Origin of the sequence: Streptomyces sp. NPDC005799 (assembly GCF_040630525.1) — a bacterium.
GTDB classification, from domain to species: Bacteria; Actinomycetota; Actinomycetes; order Streptomycetales; family Streptomycetaceae; genus Streptomyces; species Streptomyces griseorubiginosus_B.
Window position 1 is genome coordinate 79,670 of sequence record NZ_JBEXXQ010000006.1, and the last position, 18,470, is coordinate 98,139.

Sequence of the window (18,470 nt, forward strand, 5' to 3'; positions counted from 1 at the left end):
TTCCGTACCCGAGGTGCCGGTGTGCGGCCCGCGACATGGCACACCCTCGATCGGGGCGGTGAACCGCGTCCCGCTCGCCATGACGCCCGGTGATCCGTGCGCACGGACGCGGGGAGGGTGTGGCCCGGCCGGGCTGGTCCAGCGGTGAAGGGAGTGGGGGACAGTGGAGTCGATCGTCGGGACAATGGTCGGCCGCGAGAGCGAGCAGGAGGTGTTGTCGGATCTCGTGGCGGACCCCGGGGGACGGGTTCTCGTCCTGCGCGGGGACACCGGCGTCGGCAAGAGCGCGCTGCTGGAACACGTCGCCGAGCTCGCGGCGGCCGGGGAGCACCGGGTCATCAGGGCGGCCGGGGTCGAGGCGGAGTCGGAGCTGCCGTACGCCGGTCTGCACCAGTTCCTGTACCCGCTGCTCGCCTACATCGACCAGCTGGACGACCAGCACCGCACGGTCTTCGACGTCGTCTTCGGCCGAGGTGGCCAGAGCGCGCCGCCCTCCGTCATGACCCTCGGCATCGCCGTCCTCGACCTGCTCTCCCTCGCGGCGTCGCAGAAACCCCTGCTGCTGGTGCTCGATGACGGCCAGTGGTTCGACGCGTCCAGCACCGAGGTGTGCGGTTTCGTGGGGCGCCGGCTGACCGGCAGCTCGGTCAAGCTCGTCGTCGGCCTGCGCCACGACGTGCCCTCGGGCTTCGACACGGCCGCCCTGACCGGGCTGACGGTGACCACACTGTCGGAGAAGGCCTCCGAACAACTACTGGACCTGCACCACCCAGGACTGGAACCGCACGTCCGCCGACTGGTCCTCGAAGAGGCCCAGGGAAACCCGCTGGCACTGCTGGAACTGCCCCCGCACGTACGCGGCGGCCGAGCGGAACACACGACCGAGGAAGTCCTCGGGTATGTCGGCATCACCCTTCCGCAGCGCCTTCAGCAGGTGTACGGCGCGCGCATCGAATCCCTCGGCCTGGCTGTGCGGGGCGAGTTGTTGCGTGGTGCTCTGGACGGCGTCGGAGCGGGAACGGCGGCCACGCCCGCGCGCGGTCGCTACCGGATGCGCGACGCGGACGGGGCCGTGACGGCGGGCCTGCTGGGTGTCGACCCGGTCAGCGGGGACTACGTCTTCCGGCATCCGCTGGTGCGCTCGACGGTGGTCCAGATGGCGACCCCGAACGAGCGGCGACTGGCGCACGCACATCTGGCAAGGGTGCACCAGGACGACGTGGAGCGGCGGGCCACGCATCTGGCCGCCTCGACGGTGGACCCGGACGAGGGGGTGGCGCTCGTGCTGGAGAGCGCGGCGGAGTCGGCGACCCGGCGTGGTGGCGCGCTGGCCGCCGTGGCCTGGCTGACCCGGGCCGCAGAGCTGAGCGAGGACCGTGAGGAGCGCTCACGCCGGATCGGCGACGCGGCCTTCATAGCCGGACACGCCGGTCTCCTCGACCAGGCACAACAACTGGTCCGCTCGGACGGCACGTCCGGGAGACCGGAGTCCCTGGCCGCGGTGGTCACCTCGGCCTACATGGCGCTGTACGAGGACGGGGACGTACGGTCCTCGCAGCGCCAGGTCCTGACGGCGGTCGGGAGCATCCGCGACAGCGGGCAGCGGGAGTCCGACGAGACGCTCACGCGCCTGGTGAACCTGCTGCTGGCCATCAGCCAGTACGCTGGCGACCAGACCGGATGGGAGCAGGCGCACGAGCTCCTGGACTCCCTGGGCGATCTGGTGCCCCCGTTGTCCCGGATCTACCAGGATGCCTGGGGCGACGTGGTACGGCGCGGCACCGGAGTGCACCGGCGGGTGGAGCGGGCCTTCACGGACCTCCGTAACCTCGAACCCTGGGACGTCAGCAGACTGGGCGTCGCCGCCTACCACGTCGACACGCTCAGCCAGTTCCGGCCGCATCTCCAGCGCATCGTGGACCGCGAGGTGGAGACGGGAGCCATGGTCATCGGCACGACGATGCTGCACCTGATCATGCTCGACCAGATCGCGGTCGGTGAGTGGAAAGAGGCCGAGCGCACCGGACAACGCTGCCTGGAGCTGACGACCTCGCACCGGAACGTGCTGTTCGCCCATCACAGCCGGGCGTATCTGGGACTGCTCGCCGCCCTGCGCGGCGACCTCGAACTCGCCCGCACCCTCCAAGCCACCGTCGACACCTGGGCCCGCCCCCGCGGCATCGGCTTCCTCACCCAGATCACCGACACCATCGGCACCACCGCCGCCCTCACCGAAGGCGACTACGAAGCCGCCTACCTCCACGCCATCGGCATCACACCCCCCGGCGCCTTCACCCCCTACGCCCACCAAGCCCCCCGCACCCTCCTCGACCTCGTCGAAGCAGCCCTCCACACCGGCCGCACCGAACAAGCCCGCACCCACGCCCTCGCCGCCCGGGAAGCCAACCTCCCCGACATCTCCCCCCGCCTCGCCCTCCTCACCCACGGCGCCCTCGCCCTCACCACCGCCGACCCCACCCAAGCCCACCACCACTACCACCAAGCCGAAACCCACCCCCACGCCACCCACTTCCCCTACGAACTCGCCCGCATCCGCCTCGCCCACGGCACCCGCATCCGACACACCCAAGGGCCCAAAGCAGCCCGCCACCCGCTCACCCTCGCCGCCCAGACGTTCGAACGACTGGGCGCCCGCACCTGGACCGAGCGAGCCCGCGCCGAACTCCGCGCGTCAGGCATGGCCACACGCGCCATATCCCTCCAGCTCACCGATCTGACCTGGCAGGAACGGCGAATTGCCGAACTCGCGGCAGGCGGCCTGACCAACAAGGAGATCGGCGAACGGATGCACCTCTCCCCCCGCACCGTCAGCTCACACCTTTACCGTGTGTTCCCCAAACTCGGCATCACCTCACGCGCCGCCCTCCGCGACGCACTCGCCAAGGTGCCCGACAACCGGACCGTATGACGTCACCGTCCCGCGCCGCCGGGGCGCGCGCTACGCGGAGTAGGCGTGCAGCCCTCGATCGTCGAGCCAGCCGAGCACGTGGTCGGCGACGCCCCGCCATCCGCTGTCGATGACCAGGGAGTGGGCCCGGTCGGCGAACTGCTTCAGATCGGTCACGGCGGTGGAGTCGCCGTACTGCTTGTACACGGCGCGGGTGACGGCGTCGGGCACGAGCAGGTCCTCCTGGCCGGAGATCAGCAGGAGCGGTCCGCGGTCCGTGTTGTTGACGTCCGCGACGGCACGCGGGCTGCGCGCGGCGCCCGCGCATCCAAGGTCGGCGAGCAGCCGGCGAGGGGCCGGCACTGCGTAGCGCTCGAACAGCCGGGCGGCCTCCTCCGTACCGACGGTGTTCGCGAAAGCCTGGTGGAACCCGGCCGGTGACAGCGACACCAGCCCGCTGTCGCTGTTGTCCCGGCCAGGGGTCCACAGCCGGGCCGGGGGTGCGGGCAGCGGAACGTCGTTGACCGGCGCGGGTGCGATGGCCACGGCGGCCCGCCCGAGGTTGGCGCCGATGAGATGCTGCGCGATCAGCCCGCCGACCGAGTGCCCGACGATCACCGGTGCGGTGTCGAAGGAGCGCACGATGTGTGCGTAGTGGTCGGTGAGTGTGTCCAGGCCGATACCCGCGAGCACCTCGGAGCAGGACGCGCGGACCTCCCGGGCGACGTACGCCTCCCCCGGCCAGCCCGGTGTGAAGACGAGGAAGCCGCGACTGGCGAACCGCTCGGCCCATGACTCCCAGGAAAGCGCGTGCAGCCACGCGCCATGGATGAAGACGACGGGAGTACGGTTCACGGCTGGTTCCTCCGAGCACGACGACCGCCCTGCACCGACGCACGGGCGACGGTTCCAGGATCGTGGAGGCGCAGGTCGGGGGCGACAGTCGAATGACTTAATGTCGGCCGCCCACGGCCCCCGAGGGCCCGGACCCAGCTTCCGGGACCACGTCGCGCAGGCTGCTCCCAGCCTGAAAGCGGTCCACCTGTCGGGCACCGGTCACGCTTTTCACCGTCGACGACGGTGACATCGGACGGTCAAGTTACTTATGTACGCCGATCCTGCGGGGACCAGAGTAAGTCGCGCCAGCATCCGCCAGAGAGAAGGATCAACTCGTCATGAGCGGCAACCGACCGGACGTACGGGCCCGCCGGGCAGGGTCGTACGACAGCCTTGAGCTGATCTTGGACATCGAGCGTGTGCTGGACGTCTCCGCCCGGCAGCCCATCAGGGCGGAGTTCCGGTTCGACCCGGAATCCCCACTGGTGGTTTGCGTGGAGTTCCTGATAGCTGGCGGCCCGCGGGTCATGTGGCGGATCGGCCGTGATCTCCTGCACCAGGGGCTGTACTCGGTGAGCGGTTTTGGGGACGTCCAGCTCTGGCCGTCCCGCCCGGAGGTCCGGGCCACCGCGCGCCTCCAGCTGACCTCGCGGGACATGGCGGCTCTCTTCGAGCTGCCGGTGCCCCCGCTGGCCGAGTGGCTGGAGCACACCTACGAGCTGGTGCCCGCCGGTCACGAGCTGACAGAGATCGACTGGGACGTCGCCACCGCGGACCTGCTCCAGTAGCCCGGCACACGGTCCGACCAACCGCGGAGTCCGTCCACCGTCCTCACGGCGGGCCAGCCGCACGGGCGAGCCTCTCCCCCGCAGGCCGTGCCGCCACACCTCCTGGTGCCACGCCCGGTAGTGCCCGTCTCCGGTCCCGTCCGGAGAGCGTCCGTCGTCCCTACCCCGCCGTCGCCGGCCCGTGCCGGTCCACATCGCGGAGCCCGGGGCTGGTGAGGTCTGTGGGCTCAGCGCTCGGGCCGCCGGGCCGCGACCAGGACGGGGCCGCCCGGAACGGTCGGGAAGGTGTCCGTCCCCACCAGCCCGAGGGACGCGAGCTCCTCGGTCATCCGCGCGGTGTCGAAGGAGTTGCCACCGCCGCGCACCGCGGTCCACCGGCCGACGGAGCGGCGCAGCGCGTCCTCTGCGAGCGGGTTGGTCCCCGTCACCAGCCACGCTCCCGGTGCCAGCGCCTCGACGAGGCGGGGCAGGGCTGTCCGCAGCGCCTCCTCCGGCAGGAACGGCGCCGGCAGCCAGACCAGGTCGTAGGCCTCCTTCTCCGACACGTCCACCGCGTCCCGCAGGATCAGCGACACCCGGGCAGCCACGGCGGGGTCCGCGGCAGCCAGCTCGCCCCGACCCAAGCGCAGCGCGCGCTCCAGTACGTCGATGCCCTCCACCCGCGCCTGGGGGAAGCCCTCGGCCAGCGCCAGAGCCAGAGCGCCGACGCCCGTGCCCACATCGAGGACTCGGCTGCCCTCGACGGCCAGCCGCTCGGCGCACCCGGCGAGCCGCGGCACGATCTTTCCGGCGAGCGCGCGGCCGGTCGCGGCCGAGGCCCGTCCCTGACCCAGCAACACCTCGTCGCTCTGCGCGCCCCAGCCGCCCTCCGGGGTGCCGGCCTCCTCGGAGGCGGCGGCCGAGACGGCCTGCCGCAGCGAGCTGAGCTTCGCCTCAACCGAGCTGTGTGCCGTCGCCGCGTCCGGCCGGTCCAGCGAGGGGTGGACGACGAAGCCGTCGGGGCCCCGGTGGACCAAGCCCACGCTCTCCAGGACCTCGGTACGCCACGGGTCACGCAGGAGCACGTCCGCGAGCGGCTCGGTGAGGGCCTGCCGCTGGACGCTCACGACCGCGGCCATGGCCCACACGCTGGCCTCCAGGACGGCCACGGGGTTCTCCCCCAGCGGCAGCGCGGGACCCGTGGACGGCACGGCGGGATCGGTCGATGCGGGCATGGGACGGGCCTCCGGGGAAATACTGCTGCGACATACGTGTCGCGCTTGTTCACACACATGCTGCCACAGACAGGTGTGAGTCGGGTAAGGGCGCTCACGGCACGGGCTCGGCGTCGGACCAGGAAACGGCGGTCTCGGCTGTGGCTGTGGCGACCGTGGCCAGACGGTCGTAGTCGAGCGTCCCCGGCACGTCGGTGGACCGGTGGTAGTGCGGATTGCGGAAGTTCGCGGTGTCCGTGAGCATCAGCGCGGGGATGCCCCGGTTCCAGAACGGAGCGTGGTCGCTGCGCCCCAGGTGGTTGGCGGGCGGCACCGCGAGCCCGATCAGCAGGCCCAGCGGGCCGTCCGGCCGCGGGTCCCGCAGCAGCAGGCCCGGCACCGCCGAGGGCGCTGCTGCGGCGGCCTGCCGCCAGGTCTCTGCCGCCCCGGCCGAGGAGCGCCGGTGCACCACGAGCACGAAGTCGCCCCGGTGTCCGCCGGACCGGGTCGTGGCGGACGCCTCGGGGAACACCTTTTCGAAGCCGACGGGAAGGCGCTGGGTGCCGGGGTCGTCCGAGAAGTATCCGACCGACTCCAGGCAGATCATCCCCCGCACGCCCGCGCCACCGCCCAGTTCGCGGGCCGCCTGCCGGGCTCCGATCAGTCCGAGTTCCTCCATGTCGAACACGGCGAGAGTGACGCGCGGGGGTACGGGCGCCGCGGCCAGCAGACGTGCCGTCTCCAGGACGACCGCCACCCCGGAGGCGTTGTCGTCCGCGCCCGGACTGCCGCTGACGCTGTCCAGGTGGGCGCCGACGACGACCACGGGCCCGTCGCCCGCCCCGGGCAGCGAGGCGATGAGGTTCGCTCCGCGCAGCCGCCGGTGCAGCCGGGGTTTGAGGGCGAGGGCCCGGTGGCCGTGCCGGTCCGTCGAGCCGAGCTGCCAGCGCGCGGCAAACGGGCGGCGCCGCACCAGCCAGCCCGCGTCGGTCAGTTGCTCCCGGACATACGTTTCGGCCCGCTCCATAGCCTCCGGCGCCCGCAGCCGGCTGCGCGGCTCGACGGCGAGCGTCTCCACGTGCCGCCGCAGCCGGGCGACGTCCGCAACCGGCCCTCGTCCCCCCGCGGCCGTCGGGTCGTCGTTCGTCATCCGGCACTCCGGTCTGGATGGGATCAAGGATGCCGGACAACCTAACAGGCCGCTGACCACCATGGAGGTGTCGGTGATCGGGGTCGCGGCCGACCAGCGGCCCGGTCCCGCAAGAAGGACACGGACATCCGATGCGATTACCCCGCCCGATCTGTGAACCCGCCGCGCCTTCAATCCCGTTGCCCCAGAGAAAGGCTCCTGCGCTCAGGATGTTCATTGGCTGGCCTGAACGCAGGACGGTGCGGCCGTCCTCATGCTCTTCCCCGACGTGAGGGCGGTCGCGCCACCCCCATCTCCACGAGTCGCCCCGAGCACGCTGTCCCGGGGGCGCGGAGCGGTCCCGGAACGGGGACCGCTCAGGGCGCGGCCGGACGCCGGGCCCCGTCACGGCTCCGCCGACCGCGTGTCCGACCGCGGAGCCTTCCAACCGGAGAACGTGGCAGCGGACCCGAAAGGTTGAGCACACACCGTACTGGAGTTGCCGTCTCAGAGATACATGGCTCGGTGACTGCGGAACGCGAACGGGTCGCCCGAGCTGAGGATGGTCACGATCTCCTCGCAGAACTCCCGGTACTCCGCCTCCTGTTCCACCGACAGGGTCACGGACGCGACGGGTTCCGGCGATACGGCTAGCCGCAAGGTGTGGAGCAGCCTCTCGGGTGAAGGCAGCAGCAGCACCTCCATGACACGGCGAAGGACGTCGGTGAAGATCCGCTCCGCCTCCGGCAGTTCAGCACCCGCCGGTTGCCGACCGGGCCGCCGCTCCCGGCCCGTCTCGACGAACAGATCGAGACAGGCCGCCAGATGGCCCAGGTCCGCCGCGGCCAGCTCGGTCGGGTAGAGACTCGTGAGCTGTTCGCCGGCCGCGTTGTAGAGCGTGTACCGGGGCCGGTCCACCGAGTTGTCGGCCGAGGTGTCCGCAGTGTTCCAACGGGACCACAGCGGCAGCTTCAGCAGCACCTGCACCCAGCTGTCGTAGGCATCGGAGATGATCCGCTCGTCGTCGGACTCCAGGCCCTCGCTGTGCAGTCGGTAGAGGTGGCGGAGCAGCGGTTCTTCCAGGCTCTGGAACTTCGCGAAGAACACCGGATCGTCAGGGACCAGGACGTACAAGACGGTTCCTCCTCTCACCCAAGTGCCGATCACGCGTCCCGTGTGCCGTCGTCCGGGTCGCCGTCCCCGAGTCGCGTCCGTCCGGTCGAGGGAGCCCGTCATCAGGTGAACGGAACGGGCCACCGCCAGGTTCACGGTCGGCGGGAAGGCACCTGTGTCGGCCTGGCCCTGCCCTCGGCCGCCCGACCGCCTCAAACGTGGGTGAGCTTCGAGCCATGCACCCTCACCTCAATGATCCACCACCCAAGCTCCGCCCGCGCCACCGGGCACACTCCGCCAGTAACCTCCTTGACAGGTGACGAAATCCAAGAAAACATCGTCACCTGTCAAGCAGGTTACTCTTGCTCGTGGGAAGCACACCTGCCGTCCGGGCGACCGCAACACCCCGACCGTCATTCGACGCACCAGGAGCACGAATGAAGCAGAAAGAGCACGTCGACGTACCGGGGCGGCGACGCGAGCCGGCCGTCACCTTGGTGGCGGCGGCCCGCACGGCCGTGGGCCGTCCGTGCGACAGCCCGCCTACGGAACCGGTTCTCACCGGGCGCTCCCGCCGCGACGCCATCGCTCCACATCCCCAGACACCCTGTCGCGTCCCCGCGAGACTCATGATATGTCCGGCGCCTCCGCACATATGCGAGACCCCTCCGGCGACCACCTCGGGTGTCCCGTCTTGGCTGCGGAAACATGTCACGCGACATGGCTACACTTCGCGGTCTTGGCGAGAAGCTCCCCGGGAGGGGACAGCCTGGCCCCCACCGCGGACGCGACGGCAGATCGGGCGGGCAACCAGCAGCACCCGATGAGAAACAACGAGGCGAGCCGCGAGATGGACGCGACAGTGCGCTACTCAATCCTTGGTACCGTGCGGGCGATGCGCGGGGACAGCGAGATCGATCTGGGTCCACCGAAACGCCTCGCCCTGCTGGCCCTGCTGCTGCTGCGCGCACCCGGTCCGCTCACCGTGGGCGAGGCGGTCGACATCCTGTGGGACGACGAACCACCGCCCAGCGCCGTCAACGTGGTCCATCGGCACATCGGCGCGCTGCGCAGGACACTCGAACCACACCTGCGCAGCCGGACCCACGCGGAACACCTCGTCCGCGCCGCCGACGGATACCGCCTGCTGGTCGACACCTCGGCCTCGGACCTGCTGCGCTTCCGCGGCCTGCGCGCCCAGGCACAGCTCGCGGTCAAGCGCGGCGCCACCGCCCAGGCCGCGCAGGACTTCGTCGAGGCCCTCCGGCTGTGGCGCGTCCCCGTCGTCGCCGCCGGCACCACGGTGGCCCGGCATCCGGTCTTCACCTCGGTCGGCCACGAGTTCGTCGCGACGGTGAAGGAGGCCGCCGACGCCGTCCTGACCGCCGCGCCCACTCTGACGGAGGAGGTGCTGACGGTGCTGCGGCACGCCGTGGAGAACCACCCCTTCGACGAGGCACTCCATTCCCGGTTAATCGCCGCGCTCTCCGTCACCGGCCGACAGGCCGAAGCCCTGCGGCAGTTCGAGGACATCCGCGGCGCGCTCGCCGAGGAACTGGGCGTCGAACCCGGCCCCGAACTACGGGCCGCCCAGCAGCGCCTGCTCCAGCGCCGGGCCCCGCAGCACCCGGTCGCTCGCCTGTCCCAGCCCCAGCAGGCCGACCGTCCGGCCCAACTGCCCCCGGACTGCCTCTCCTTCACCGGCCGCCGTCAGCCGCTGAGCCAGTGCCAGGAACTGCTGCTGCCCCAGGGCGAATGCCAGTCGCCCACGATGACCGCCGTCATCTGCGGCATGGCGGGAGTCGGCAAGACGACCCTGGCCGTGCACTGGGGCCATATGGTCGCCGACCACTTCCCCGACGGACAGATCTACGTCGACCTCCAGGGCCACCACAGCTCCCGTGCCCCGCTCGACCCGGCCGAGGCCATCGTCGAAGTGCTCGGCGCGCTGGGGGCGGACAGCGGCAGCCCGCACGCGAGTGCCGCCGCACTCGCCGCCGCCTACCGCACGGCACTGGGCGGGCGCCGGCTGCTGCTCGTCCTGGACGACGCGGAGGACTGCGAACAGGTACGCCCCCTGCTCCCCTCCACGCCGGGCTGCCTCGCCATCGTCACCAGCCGGCGCCGTCTGGAGGGACTGGCCGTCACCGACAACGCCCGGATCATCACGCTGGACCCCATGCCCCGCGAGGAAGGCCTCGAACTTCTCGACCGGCGCCTGGGCACCGACCGGATCAGGTCCGAGTATGAGGCCGCGGTGGAGATCGTGGAACTGTGCGGCGGATTGCCGCTGGCGCTGGCGGTCGCCGCCACCCGGACGCTGCTGCGGCCCTGCCTCCCGCTGGCCTCGCTCGCGGCCAGGCTCAAGGACATCGAAGACCGTCTGGACGCCGTCTCCGGCCGGGACAGCCGCGCCAACACCCGTGGTGCGTTCCACAGTTCCTACGAAGCGCTGAGCAGCAGCGCCGCTCGGTTGTTCCGACTGCTCAGCCTGCACCCCTCGCGGGACATCACCATGTCCGCCGCCTCGAGCCTGGCCGGCACCGACCCGCGCCGGACCCGGCAGGACGTGGCCGAGCTGATGGATCACTGCCTGCTCGTCGAACTGGGCCCGGGCAGATACACGTGCCACGAACTGCTGCGCACCTACGCCCGGGAAATCAGCTCGCTCCTCGATGCGCCGAGCGTACGGTCCGAGGCACTGTCCCGGATGTTCGAGCACTACATGTACAGCGCCGACGCGGCCACGGCGTTGCTCGCCCCGCACAGGTCCGCCATCATCCTGCCGCCGCCCGGGCCCGGCGTACGCCCCCAGCGGTTCGTGGGACACGCGGACGCCGCCGAGTGGATCGTCGCCGAGCAGTACCTGCTGCCGGAGATCGTGCGCTCCATCAGCCACTACCCACGCGGCGAGGCCTTCCGACGCCAGCTCACCTCAGCGCTGGAGACCTGCCTGGGCTCGACCGGCTATTGACCGGAAAGCATGTCCTCGCACACCCAAAAGCGAGGGATTGCCGGCCCAGGGAACCACCCCGGAACCTCTGACCGCGCCCGTCAGCGTGACGCAGGCGTAGGCCGCATGTTCTCGAACACCCGAGGAAGCCACAGCACAGAGTCGGTCCACTTCTAGCCGGCCTCCAGCCGTGCCGCGCCCCGTAGCTTGCGCAGTGCGTTGTGCTGCCGGCTCTTGACGGTGCCCGCGGGTACTCCGAGGATGCCGGCGGTCTCCTGGATGCTGCGGTCGCACAGGTAGATGTGGACCAGCACGGCACGGTGCTCGGGAGACAGCTGACGCAGCAGGGGCCGGACCACGTGGGCGTCGTGCACCCACTCGGTGCTGTCGGTGCCCACGACGGGATCGCTGTAACTGACTCCGACGACCTCCCGGCGCGCATGGGGTGTGCGCACCCAGTCGATGACCAGGTGCCGGGTCACGGTGAAGAGCCAACCACGCACCGCCCCCTCCATCCCGAGCAGCCGGTCGATGTTGCGCCAGGCCCGGATGATGGTCTCCTGGACGATGTCCTCGGCGAGTCCGCGGTCGCCCAGCATCTTCTGGGCGTACGAGACAAGACCGTCCCGGTGTTCCGTCATGATCGTGCCGAGCAGATCGGATCGGGACATGGCTGTGGGGGGCGTAGCCATAGTGTTCTGGACCATCCTGGTTCTCTTCGAGCGGCGACCGGAGGCCGGATGCAACCTCCGCATTCGCACTGTAGGCAGCGCAACGTGCCGGAAAAATGCCGCCTTTGTGTCGCCCGAGTGCCGTGCCCCCACCCCGTGGACACATATGTATGAGACTCGGCCGCCCCGAACCGGAAAAACAGCTCCCACCAGGGATTTACAGACCGTACGCGTCGATTCCCGGTTCTAACAGGTTCCAAACAACCATCGGTATGTGAGTTGTATGTCACCCGTGTCGAGCCGCCTTGCCATATCCATCGGCGTTCATTCCAAGGAAACATATGCGGCCGCGCACCAGTCGACAGCAGGAATGGGTGTCCGTCGCAAGTGTGAGCACGGTGGCGGGCCCTGCGGCCGGAACCCGCACCGGGGGCCCGACCGGACAGCCCGGTGATTTCGCCACTGTCATCAGCCTTGACAGGGAAGCGTTCGCCACAACAGCCTATGGCAACGTTGTCAGATCGCCCGGGAGCCGCCCGGACACCGCAACGCGCCACTTCCACCCGCCTGTGATTGGACGACTCACCCATGGCCGATCAGCCGAGTCCAGTGCGCCTCCCCTCCCGGCGTACCGTCGTCGCCACCGGTTCGACGCTACTCGCCGGCTTCGCTCTCGGCGCGGTGTCCGCGCCACCGGCCGGCGCGGCCGAACCGGCCGCGGGTGCGACCGGTGACGCCGCCTCCTCCGTCCCAGGCGGGATCGCCCTCCACCGCCCGGTTCGTGCCTCCTCGCAGGCCTACGCGCCCACCCCGCCGAGCTTCGTGACGGACGCGCTCCCCGTGAAGGGTGTGCGTGGCACCGGATGGCGCGCGGGCTCGGGCGACCCTCAGTGGATCGAGGTCGACCTGGACGCGGACTGCCGTGTGGACCGGATCCGGCTGACCTTCGAGGCCGACGCCGCCGACCCCGTGTTCACCCCGCCGAGCAGCGGCAACCCGCGCCAGGACACCACCGGCACTGAGATCCTCTCCAGCTACGCGACCGAGTTCGTCATGGAGACCTCCCGCGACCACAGCTCCTGGACCAGCGCGTACCGGACGACGGCGGGCACCGGCGGTGTCGTCGACATCCCGTTGGCCAAGCCCGTCATGGCCCGCTGGATACGGCTGACCGCACGTAGGCGCTCCAGCGCCAACCCCCTCGGGCTCAACGGCTTCGAGGTGTACGGCACTGCCCCCGCCCATCGCCCCGAGGCCACCGACTGGACCGACTGGGGCACCCACCACGGCCCCGCGCCCGCGCTCGCCATCGCCGCCGACGGCACCGTCCCGCTGGATTCGGGCTGGACGCTCACCCTGGACGACTGGGCGGACGGCAACGGCGCGGCGCTCTCCAAGTCCGGTGTGGACACCAGCGGTTGGCTGCCCGCGACCGTGCCCGGCACCGTTCTCGCCTCCCTTGTCGACCAGGGCAAGCTGCCCGACCCGGTCACGGGCCTCAACAACCTGCGCGTACCGGAGGCGCTGTCCCGGCACTCCTGGTGGTACCGGCGGGACTTCACCCTGCCGCGCGGCCTGCGCACTGGGGCCGACCACCACGTGTGGCTGGAGTTCGACGGCATCAACCACAGGGCCGAGATCTGGCTCAACGGCCGCTCGGTGCGCAAGGTGGTGTTCCCCTTCGCCCGCTCCGCGCACGACGTCACCCAACTCCTGGCAGCCTCCGGCGACAACGCGCTCGCAGTACGGATCTCGCCCATGCCGATACCGGGCAGCCCGGGGGACAAGGGTCCTGCGGGTGAGTCCTGGGTGGACGCGGGCGCCAACACGATGAACCGCAACTCACCAACGTATCTGGCCTCTTCGGGCTGGGACTGGATGCCGGCAATCCGCGACCGGGCGGCCGGGATCTGGAATCACGTCCGGCTAAGATCCACCGGGCATGTCGTGATCGGTGACCCGCGCGTGGACACCGCGCTGACGATGCTGCCGGACGTGTCGGTGGCCGAGCTGACCGTGACAGTCCCCGTCCGCAACGCCGACACCGCCGACCACCGGACGACGGTCACCGCCGCGTTCGGCGACGTACGGATCAGCCAGACCGTCACCGTGCCCGCGGGCAGGAGCACCGACGTCACGTTCTCCCCGGACGCCTTCACTCAACTCCGTCTGGACAAGCCCCAGTTGTGGTGGCCCAACGGGATGGGCGACCCGGTTCTGCACGAGCTCATCATGGTCGCGACGGCCGACGGCACTGAGAGCGACCGGCGCACCACCCGCTTCGGCATGCGACAGTTCGGCTACGCGTACGACACCCCGCTGAAGTTCACGGCGTCCGCCGACGCCTACACGCAGAGCGTGCCGCTCGGCGACCGCAGCGCCCGCCACGTCCGCGTGCGCTGCCTCACCCGCGCCACCGGCTGGGGCAGTTCGCTGTGGGCGCTGTCCGTGTACGACGGCGCTCGGCCCGGCACCGACCTCGCCCTACACGCCCCGGCCGCCGCCTCCAGCACCGACGGGGACGACCACGGTCCGGCCAACGTCACCGACGGCGATGCCACCACCCGCTGGTCCTCCGCCTACGAGGACGACCAGTGGATATGTGTCGACCTCGGCTCGACCCAATCCTTCGACCGGGCCGACCTGGTGTGGGAACAGGCCTACGCACGCACCTTCGTCGTCGAGGTCTCGACGGACGGCGAACAGTGGACGGACGCCGCGTCCGTGGACAACACGGCCGTGCCGCTGCCGTTCAACGGCGGCGACGCGAGCCTGCGGGTGACCGACTTCGAGGCACGTACGGCCCGTCACGTCCGGTTGTCCTGCGGTATCCGCAACACCAGCTGGGGCAACTCCCTGTGGTCGCTGGCAGTGGTGAACAGCGCCGAGCCGGGTACCGACCTGGCCCTGCACCGGCCGGCGACCGCCTCCAGCGCGGAGGACGGACACCCGGCGTCCGGCGCCACCGACGGCGCCCCGGGCACCCGCTGGTCCTCCGCATACGAAGACCACCAGTGGATACAGGTCGACCTCGGGGCCTCCAAGCGATTCGACCGCGTCGCGGTGGTGTGGGAGCAGGCGTACCCGAAGACGTACACGATCCAGGTTTCCGACGACGGAGATACCTGGAGCGATGTCACGACCGTGTCCAACACCCCCGACCCGCTGAAGATCAGCGTCAACGGGGTGCGGGTGCTGGTGCGCGGCGGCAACTGGGGCTGGGACGAGCTGCTGCGCCGGATGCCGCCGGAGCGGATGGACGCGGCGGTGCGGATGCACCGCGCCATGAACTTCACGATGATCCGCAACTGGGTCGGCAGCAGCAACCGTGAGGAGTTCTACGCCGCCTGCGACGCCCACGGCATCCTGGTGTGGAACGACTTCCCCAACGCCTGGGGCATGGACCCGCCGGACCACGAAGCGTTCGTGTCCGTCGCCCGCGACACCGTGCTGCGCCACCGCGCCCACCCGAGCATCGCGGTGTGGTGCGGCGCCAACGAGGGAAACCCGCCGGCCGCGGTCGACGACGGCATGCGCGCGGCGGTCGAGAGCCAGGCACCGGGATTGCTCTACCAGAACAACTCGGCGGGCGGCATCGTCACCGGCGGCGGCCCCTACGGCTGGGTGGAGCCGGAGCGCTACTTCGACCCGACGACGTACGGCAGCCAGGACTTCGGCTTCCACACCGAGATCGGCATGCCCGTCGTCTCCACCGCCGCGAGCACCCGTGCCATGGTCGGCGAGGACGGACCGGAGTGGCCGATCGGGGGTGCCTGGTACCACCACGACTGGAGCGAGCACGGCAACCAGGCGCCGCAGAACTACAAGGCGGCCGTGGAGACCCGGCTCGGCGCCGCCCACGACCTGGATGACTTCACCCGCAAGGCGCAGTTCGTCAACTACGAGAACTTCCGCGCCATGTTCGAGGCCTGGAACGCCAACCTGTGGAACAACGCGAGCGGGTTGATGCTGTGGATGTCCCACCCGGCCTGGCACAGCACGGTCTGGCAGACCTACGACTACGACTTCGACGTCAACGGCGCCTACTTCGGCTGCCGCAGCGCCTGCGAGCCGCTGCACGTCCAGGCCGATCCGGTGAAATGGCAGGTCATCGCGGTCAACCACACACGTACCAGGCTGCGAGGTGCGACGGTCACCGCAGAGACGTACGACCTGGCCGGGCGTCGGATCGCGAGCACCCGGCGGACACGGGTGGACATGGCTCCCGCCACCACGGCGGCGGCCTTCACCTCTGCCTTCACGGACGATCTGCCGGACCTGCACCTGCTGCGGCTGACCCTCACGGACGAGCGTGGCCGGGTGCTGTCGCGCAACACCTACTGGCGCTGCCGCACCCCCCAGTCGCTGCGGGCTCTCAACCAGGTCCAGAAGGTGAAGCTGTCGGCCTCCCTCACCCGGGTGACCCGCGACGGTGACCGGCGGACGACGACCGCCACGGTCCGCAACCGCGGCTCCATAGTGGCCGCGATGGTCCGGCTCTCCCTGCTCGACGAGGCCGGCGCCCGCGTCCTGCCGACGCTCTACGACGACAACTACTTGTGGCTGTTGCCCGGTGAGACCCGCACGGTGACGCTGTCGTGGCCCGCCTCCGCACTGCCCTCCGGCCGGCCGAGGCTGCGGGTCGAGGGGTACAACACCGCCCCGGTCACGGTACGCGGCTGAGACACCGCGAGTGACGGGAGCCCGCGACGCGCACAGGCGTCGCGGGCTCCCGTCCTTCGGTGTCAGACCTCGCGCTCGTAGCCGGCCCACGCGATGTGCGACTCGTGCAGGGTGACGGCCACCGTGCGGATCGCCCGGGCGCCTTCCCCGAGCGCTCCCGCGTGGATCGCCTCCACCAGGCGGTTGGCGACCACCTTGGCCAGGTATTCCGTGGAGGTGTTGATCTGGTCGAACTGTTTCTCGTCGTCGAGGTTGCGGTAGTTGAACTCACCGAGCACCCTGCCGAGTTCCGCGGTCGCCAGGCCGATGTCGACGACGATGTTGTCGTCGTCCAGCTCGGGACGCCGGAAGGTCGCATCCACCAAGAACGTCGCCCCGTGCAGCCGCTGGGCGGGCCCGAAGACCTCGCCGCGGAAGCTGTGGGCAACCATCATGTGGTCACGTACGGTGATACTGAACAAGACTCCTCCTGGTGGGGTCGCTCCGACGCGGCGGACACATGTCTGTCGGCGTGCGGCCGACGCGCGGCCGCGGTGACGAAGAGGCTTGGCACCGAGCGTACCCCGCCAACGTGTGACATGTGCCGGGTGCCGCCGACACCTGCCCCCGGCCCTGCCGTTTCCCCGGCACGTTCCAGCGACGGTGCCGTCGAGGTCACCGTGGACGTGGACGGCCGTAAGACCGGCATCCGTTTCGTTCGACGAACGTGCCCTGGTCACGCACGCGCACAAGGCCCCGCACCGGCGCGGCCGAACATCTTCGGGCCACATACGGTGTACCCGTCGTCCGTTAGGCGGAGACCTTCCCCGCTCCGGGCGCCTTGGACCTGCCCGGTGCACCGGTTGTGCACACACCGGGGCACATCAAGTGGCACTGTGCCTACCACCTGCCCGAAAGCGGCATCCTGATCACCAGCGACGCCCCGGAGACCATAGCTCCCTGGCCATGGTCGAGGGCCTGGACGCGGATCTTCTCGTGGCGTGACACGGCTCCGTCAAGGAGGCCCTCCGGCGGGCCTGCGAGCACGCCGACGGTGACCCGGGGCCGGTGCGGCCGGAGCGTCAGCCCTGGTCACACATAACGGTCCCCGGAGGGCGTGCCGGGTGATTCGCCGACACACTTACCGGGCAGTATGTTCCCAGAGACACTAGTGCAGACGCCCCCCGGCCTCGGCAGGCCGAGGGAAAGCCGACACTCCCTGCATGTACAGGCACATCAGCGCTTATCGTGAAGAGTGAACATGCCCGACGAGTCGTCTGGCGTCGACACTTATCCGCACGGGACCCTCGGCGTGGGTACCATGCGCAGCGTCATCCATATCGAGGGAGTGAACGGTTGTGACCAGCCAGTCAGCCGCCACGCTCCGATCGCGGTACGTAGAGCAGGCCGCGTCGGACTTGGAGGAGAACCGTCGGAAACAGCAGGAGCTGGCGGAGCAGAGCGCGGTGTTGAAGCAGGAGGAAGCCCTCCTGGCGGAGATCCTGACCCTCGCCGAGCGGTACGAGGGCTTCGCGGACACGTCCCGCCTGCCCGAGCAGCTGCAGGAGGAACCCGTCGTCGCGAAGGCGAAGCAGGCCCCCGCCCGGGCCGCCTCGCGAAGCTCGGCGTCGGCCGGGAAGACCCAGGACACCTCGGCGAAGGCCGACGCGAAGGGGAAGTCGCGTCCGGCCCTGCTCGGTGACGTTCTGGCGGACCTGCTCGGCAACTACGACGAGCCGCGTCTGGCCAAGGAGTTGAGGGACGAGCTCCTGGAGAAGTACCCGGACCGCAACCCCACACCGCAGGTCGTGCGCAACACCCTTGAGTCTCTGGTCGCCAAGGGACGTATCCAGCGGCACAAGCAGCAACGCACCGTCATGTACACCCTGGTCAAGTGAGGTGCCGTCGGCTGATTCCTCCGCTGGTTCCGCGGGCGGAGGTCCAGCCGGCCCAGGGGACGCGCCTTCGCACACCCGCGACTCTCACGCACCGGAGACTGGGTCGATTCCCGCGCCCTCCTTCGCCAGCAGGACCGGCGGCCCCACAGGGCCAGCAGCAGCGTGCTGATCAGGCCGATCTCACCGTCCGACGAGAGGACGGTGTCGGTACTGGGCTCCCTCGCCGACAGCTGCACGCACGCGGTGCACCAGCACGGGGACCGCGCAGCGCGAAGGTCGCGAACGCCGCCGTCGCAGGATCCCATCGGTCCCCATGCT

General features: G+C 70.3%; 11 protein-coding genes. 5 read left to right on the forward strand and 6 right to left on the reverse strand.

Going from position 1 to position 18,470, the window contains the following annotated elements; translation table 11 throughout:
* Positions 1-163 precede the first annotated feature (163 nt).
* Positions 164-2,929 (forward strand): AAA family ATPase, encoded by a 2,766-nt coding sequence (locus tag ABZ453_RS08050; protein ID WP_359012732.1) that lies wholly within the window; start codon positions 164-166, stop codon positions 2,927-2,929.
* Positions 2,930-2,959: 30 nt separating this feature from the next.
* Here the strand turns inward: ABZ453_RS08050 and ABZ453_RS08055 are convergent, their stop codons facing one another.
* Positions 2,960-3,763: an alpha/beta fold hydrolase gene (locus ABZ453_RS08055; RefSeq protein WP_359012734.1), complete on the reverse strand. Its 804-nt coding sequence runs from the start codon at positions 3,761-3,763 to the stop codon at positions 2,960-2,962.
* A 320-nt stretch (positions 3,764-4,083) separates the two neighbouring features.
* Between ABZ453_RS08055 and ABZ453_RS08060 the strand changes: the two genes are divergently transcribed.
* On the forward strand, positions 4,084-4,533 hold the full coding sequence (locus tag ABZ453_RS08060; RefSeq protein ID WP_359012736.1) for an SsgA family sporulation/cell division regulator: 450 nt from the start codon (positions 4,084-4,086) through the stop codon (positions 4,531-4,533).
* 227 nt (positions 4,534-4,760) lie between these two features.
* Here ABZ453_RS08060 and ABZ453_RS08065 read toward each other — a convergent pair whose 3' ends face one another.
* The 3 genes from ABZ453_RS08065 to ABZ453_RS08075 form a co-directional block, all read right to left on the reverse strand.
* The gene (locus tag ABZ453_RS08065) at positions 4,761-5,747 is read right to left on the reverse strand and encodes a class I SAM-dependent methyltransferase (RefSeq protein ID WP_359012738.1); all 987 of its coding nucleotides are present in this window, start codon (positions 5,745-5,747) and stop codon (positions 4,761-4,763) included.
* 94 nt (positions 5,748-5,841) lie between these two features.
* Positions 5,842-6,876 carry a M28 family peptidase gene (locus ABZ453_RS08070; protein ID WP_359012740.1) on the reverse strand — a complete coding sequence of 345 codons (1,035 nt, stop codon included), beginning with the start codon at positions 6,874-6,876 and terminating at the stop codon, positions 5,842-5,844.
* 486 nt (positions 6,877-7,362) lie between these two features.
* On the reverse strand, positions 7,363-7,989 hold the full coding sequence (locus tag ABZ453_RS08075; RefSeq protein ID WP_359012742.1) for a hypothetical protein: 627 nt from the start codon (positions 7,987-7,989) through the stop codon (positions 7,363-7,365).
* A gap of 874 nt (positions 7,990-8,863) precedes the next feature.
* Here ABZ453_RS08075 and ABZ453_RS08080 point away from each other — a divergent pair.
* Complete coding sequence (locus ABZ453_RS08080) at positions 8,864-10,942, forward strand: BTAD domain-containing putative transcriptional regulator (RefSeq protein ID WP_359012744.1); 2,079 nt, start codon at positions 8,864-8,866, stop codon at positions 10,940-10,942.
* 152 nt (positions 10,943-11,094) lie between these two features.
* Here ABZ453_RS08080 and ABZ453_RS08085 read toward each other — a convergent pair whose 3' ends face one another.
* Positions 11,095-11,592, reverse strand: a complete 498-nt coding sequence (locus ABZ453_RS08085) for a sigma-70 family RNA polymerase sigma factor (protein ID WP_359012746.1) — start codon at positions 11,590-11,592, stop codon at positions 11,095-11,097.
* A gap of 588 nt (positions 11,593-12,180) precedes the next feature.
* Between ABZ453_RS08085 and ABZ453_RS08090 the strand changes: the two genes are divergently transcribed.
* Positions 12,181-16,275 (forward strand): discoidin domain-containing protein, encoded by a 4,095-nt coding sequence (locus ABZ453_RS08090; RefSeq protein ID WP_359012748.1) that lies wholly within the window; start codon positions 12,181-12,183, stop codon positions 16,273-16,275.
* 62 nt (positions 16,276-16,337) lie between these two features.
* Here ABZ453_RS08090 and ABZ453_RS08095 read toward each other — a convergent pair whose 3' ends face one another.
* On the reverse strand, positions 16,338-16,736 hold the full coding sequence (locus ABZ453_RS08095) for a 6-carboxytetrahydropterin synthase (protein WP_359012750.1): 399 nt from the start codon (positions 16,734-16,736) through the stop codon (positions 16,338-16,340).
* An 876-nt stretch (positions 16,737-17,612) separates the two neighbouring features.
* On the opposite strand from ABZ453_RS08095, the gene ABZ453_RS08100 reads away from it, so the two are divergent.
* Positions 17,613-18,152, forward strand: a complete 540-nt coding sequence (locus ABZ453_RS08100) for a hypothetical protein (RefSeq protein WP_359012752.1) — start codon at positions 17,613-17,615, stop codon at positions 18,150-18,152.
* Positions 18,153-18,470 lie beyond the last annotated feature (318 nt).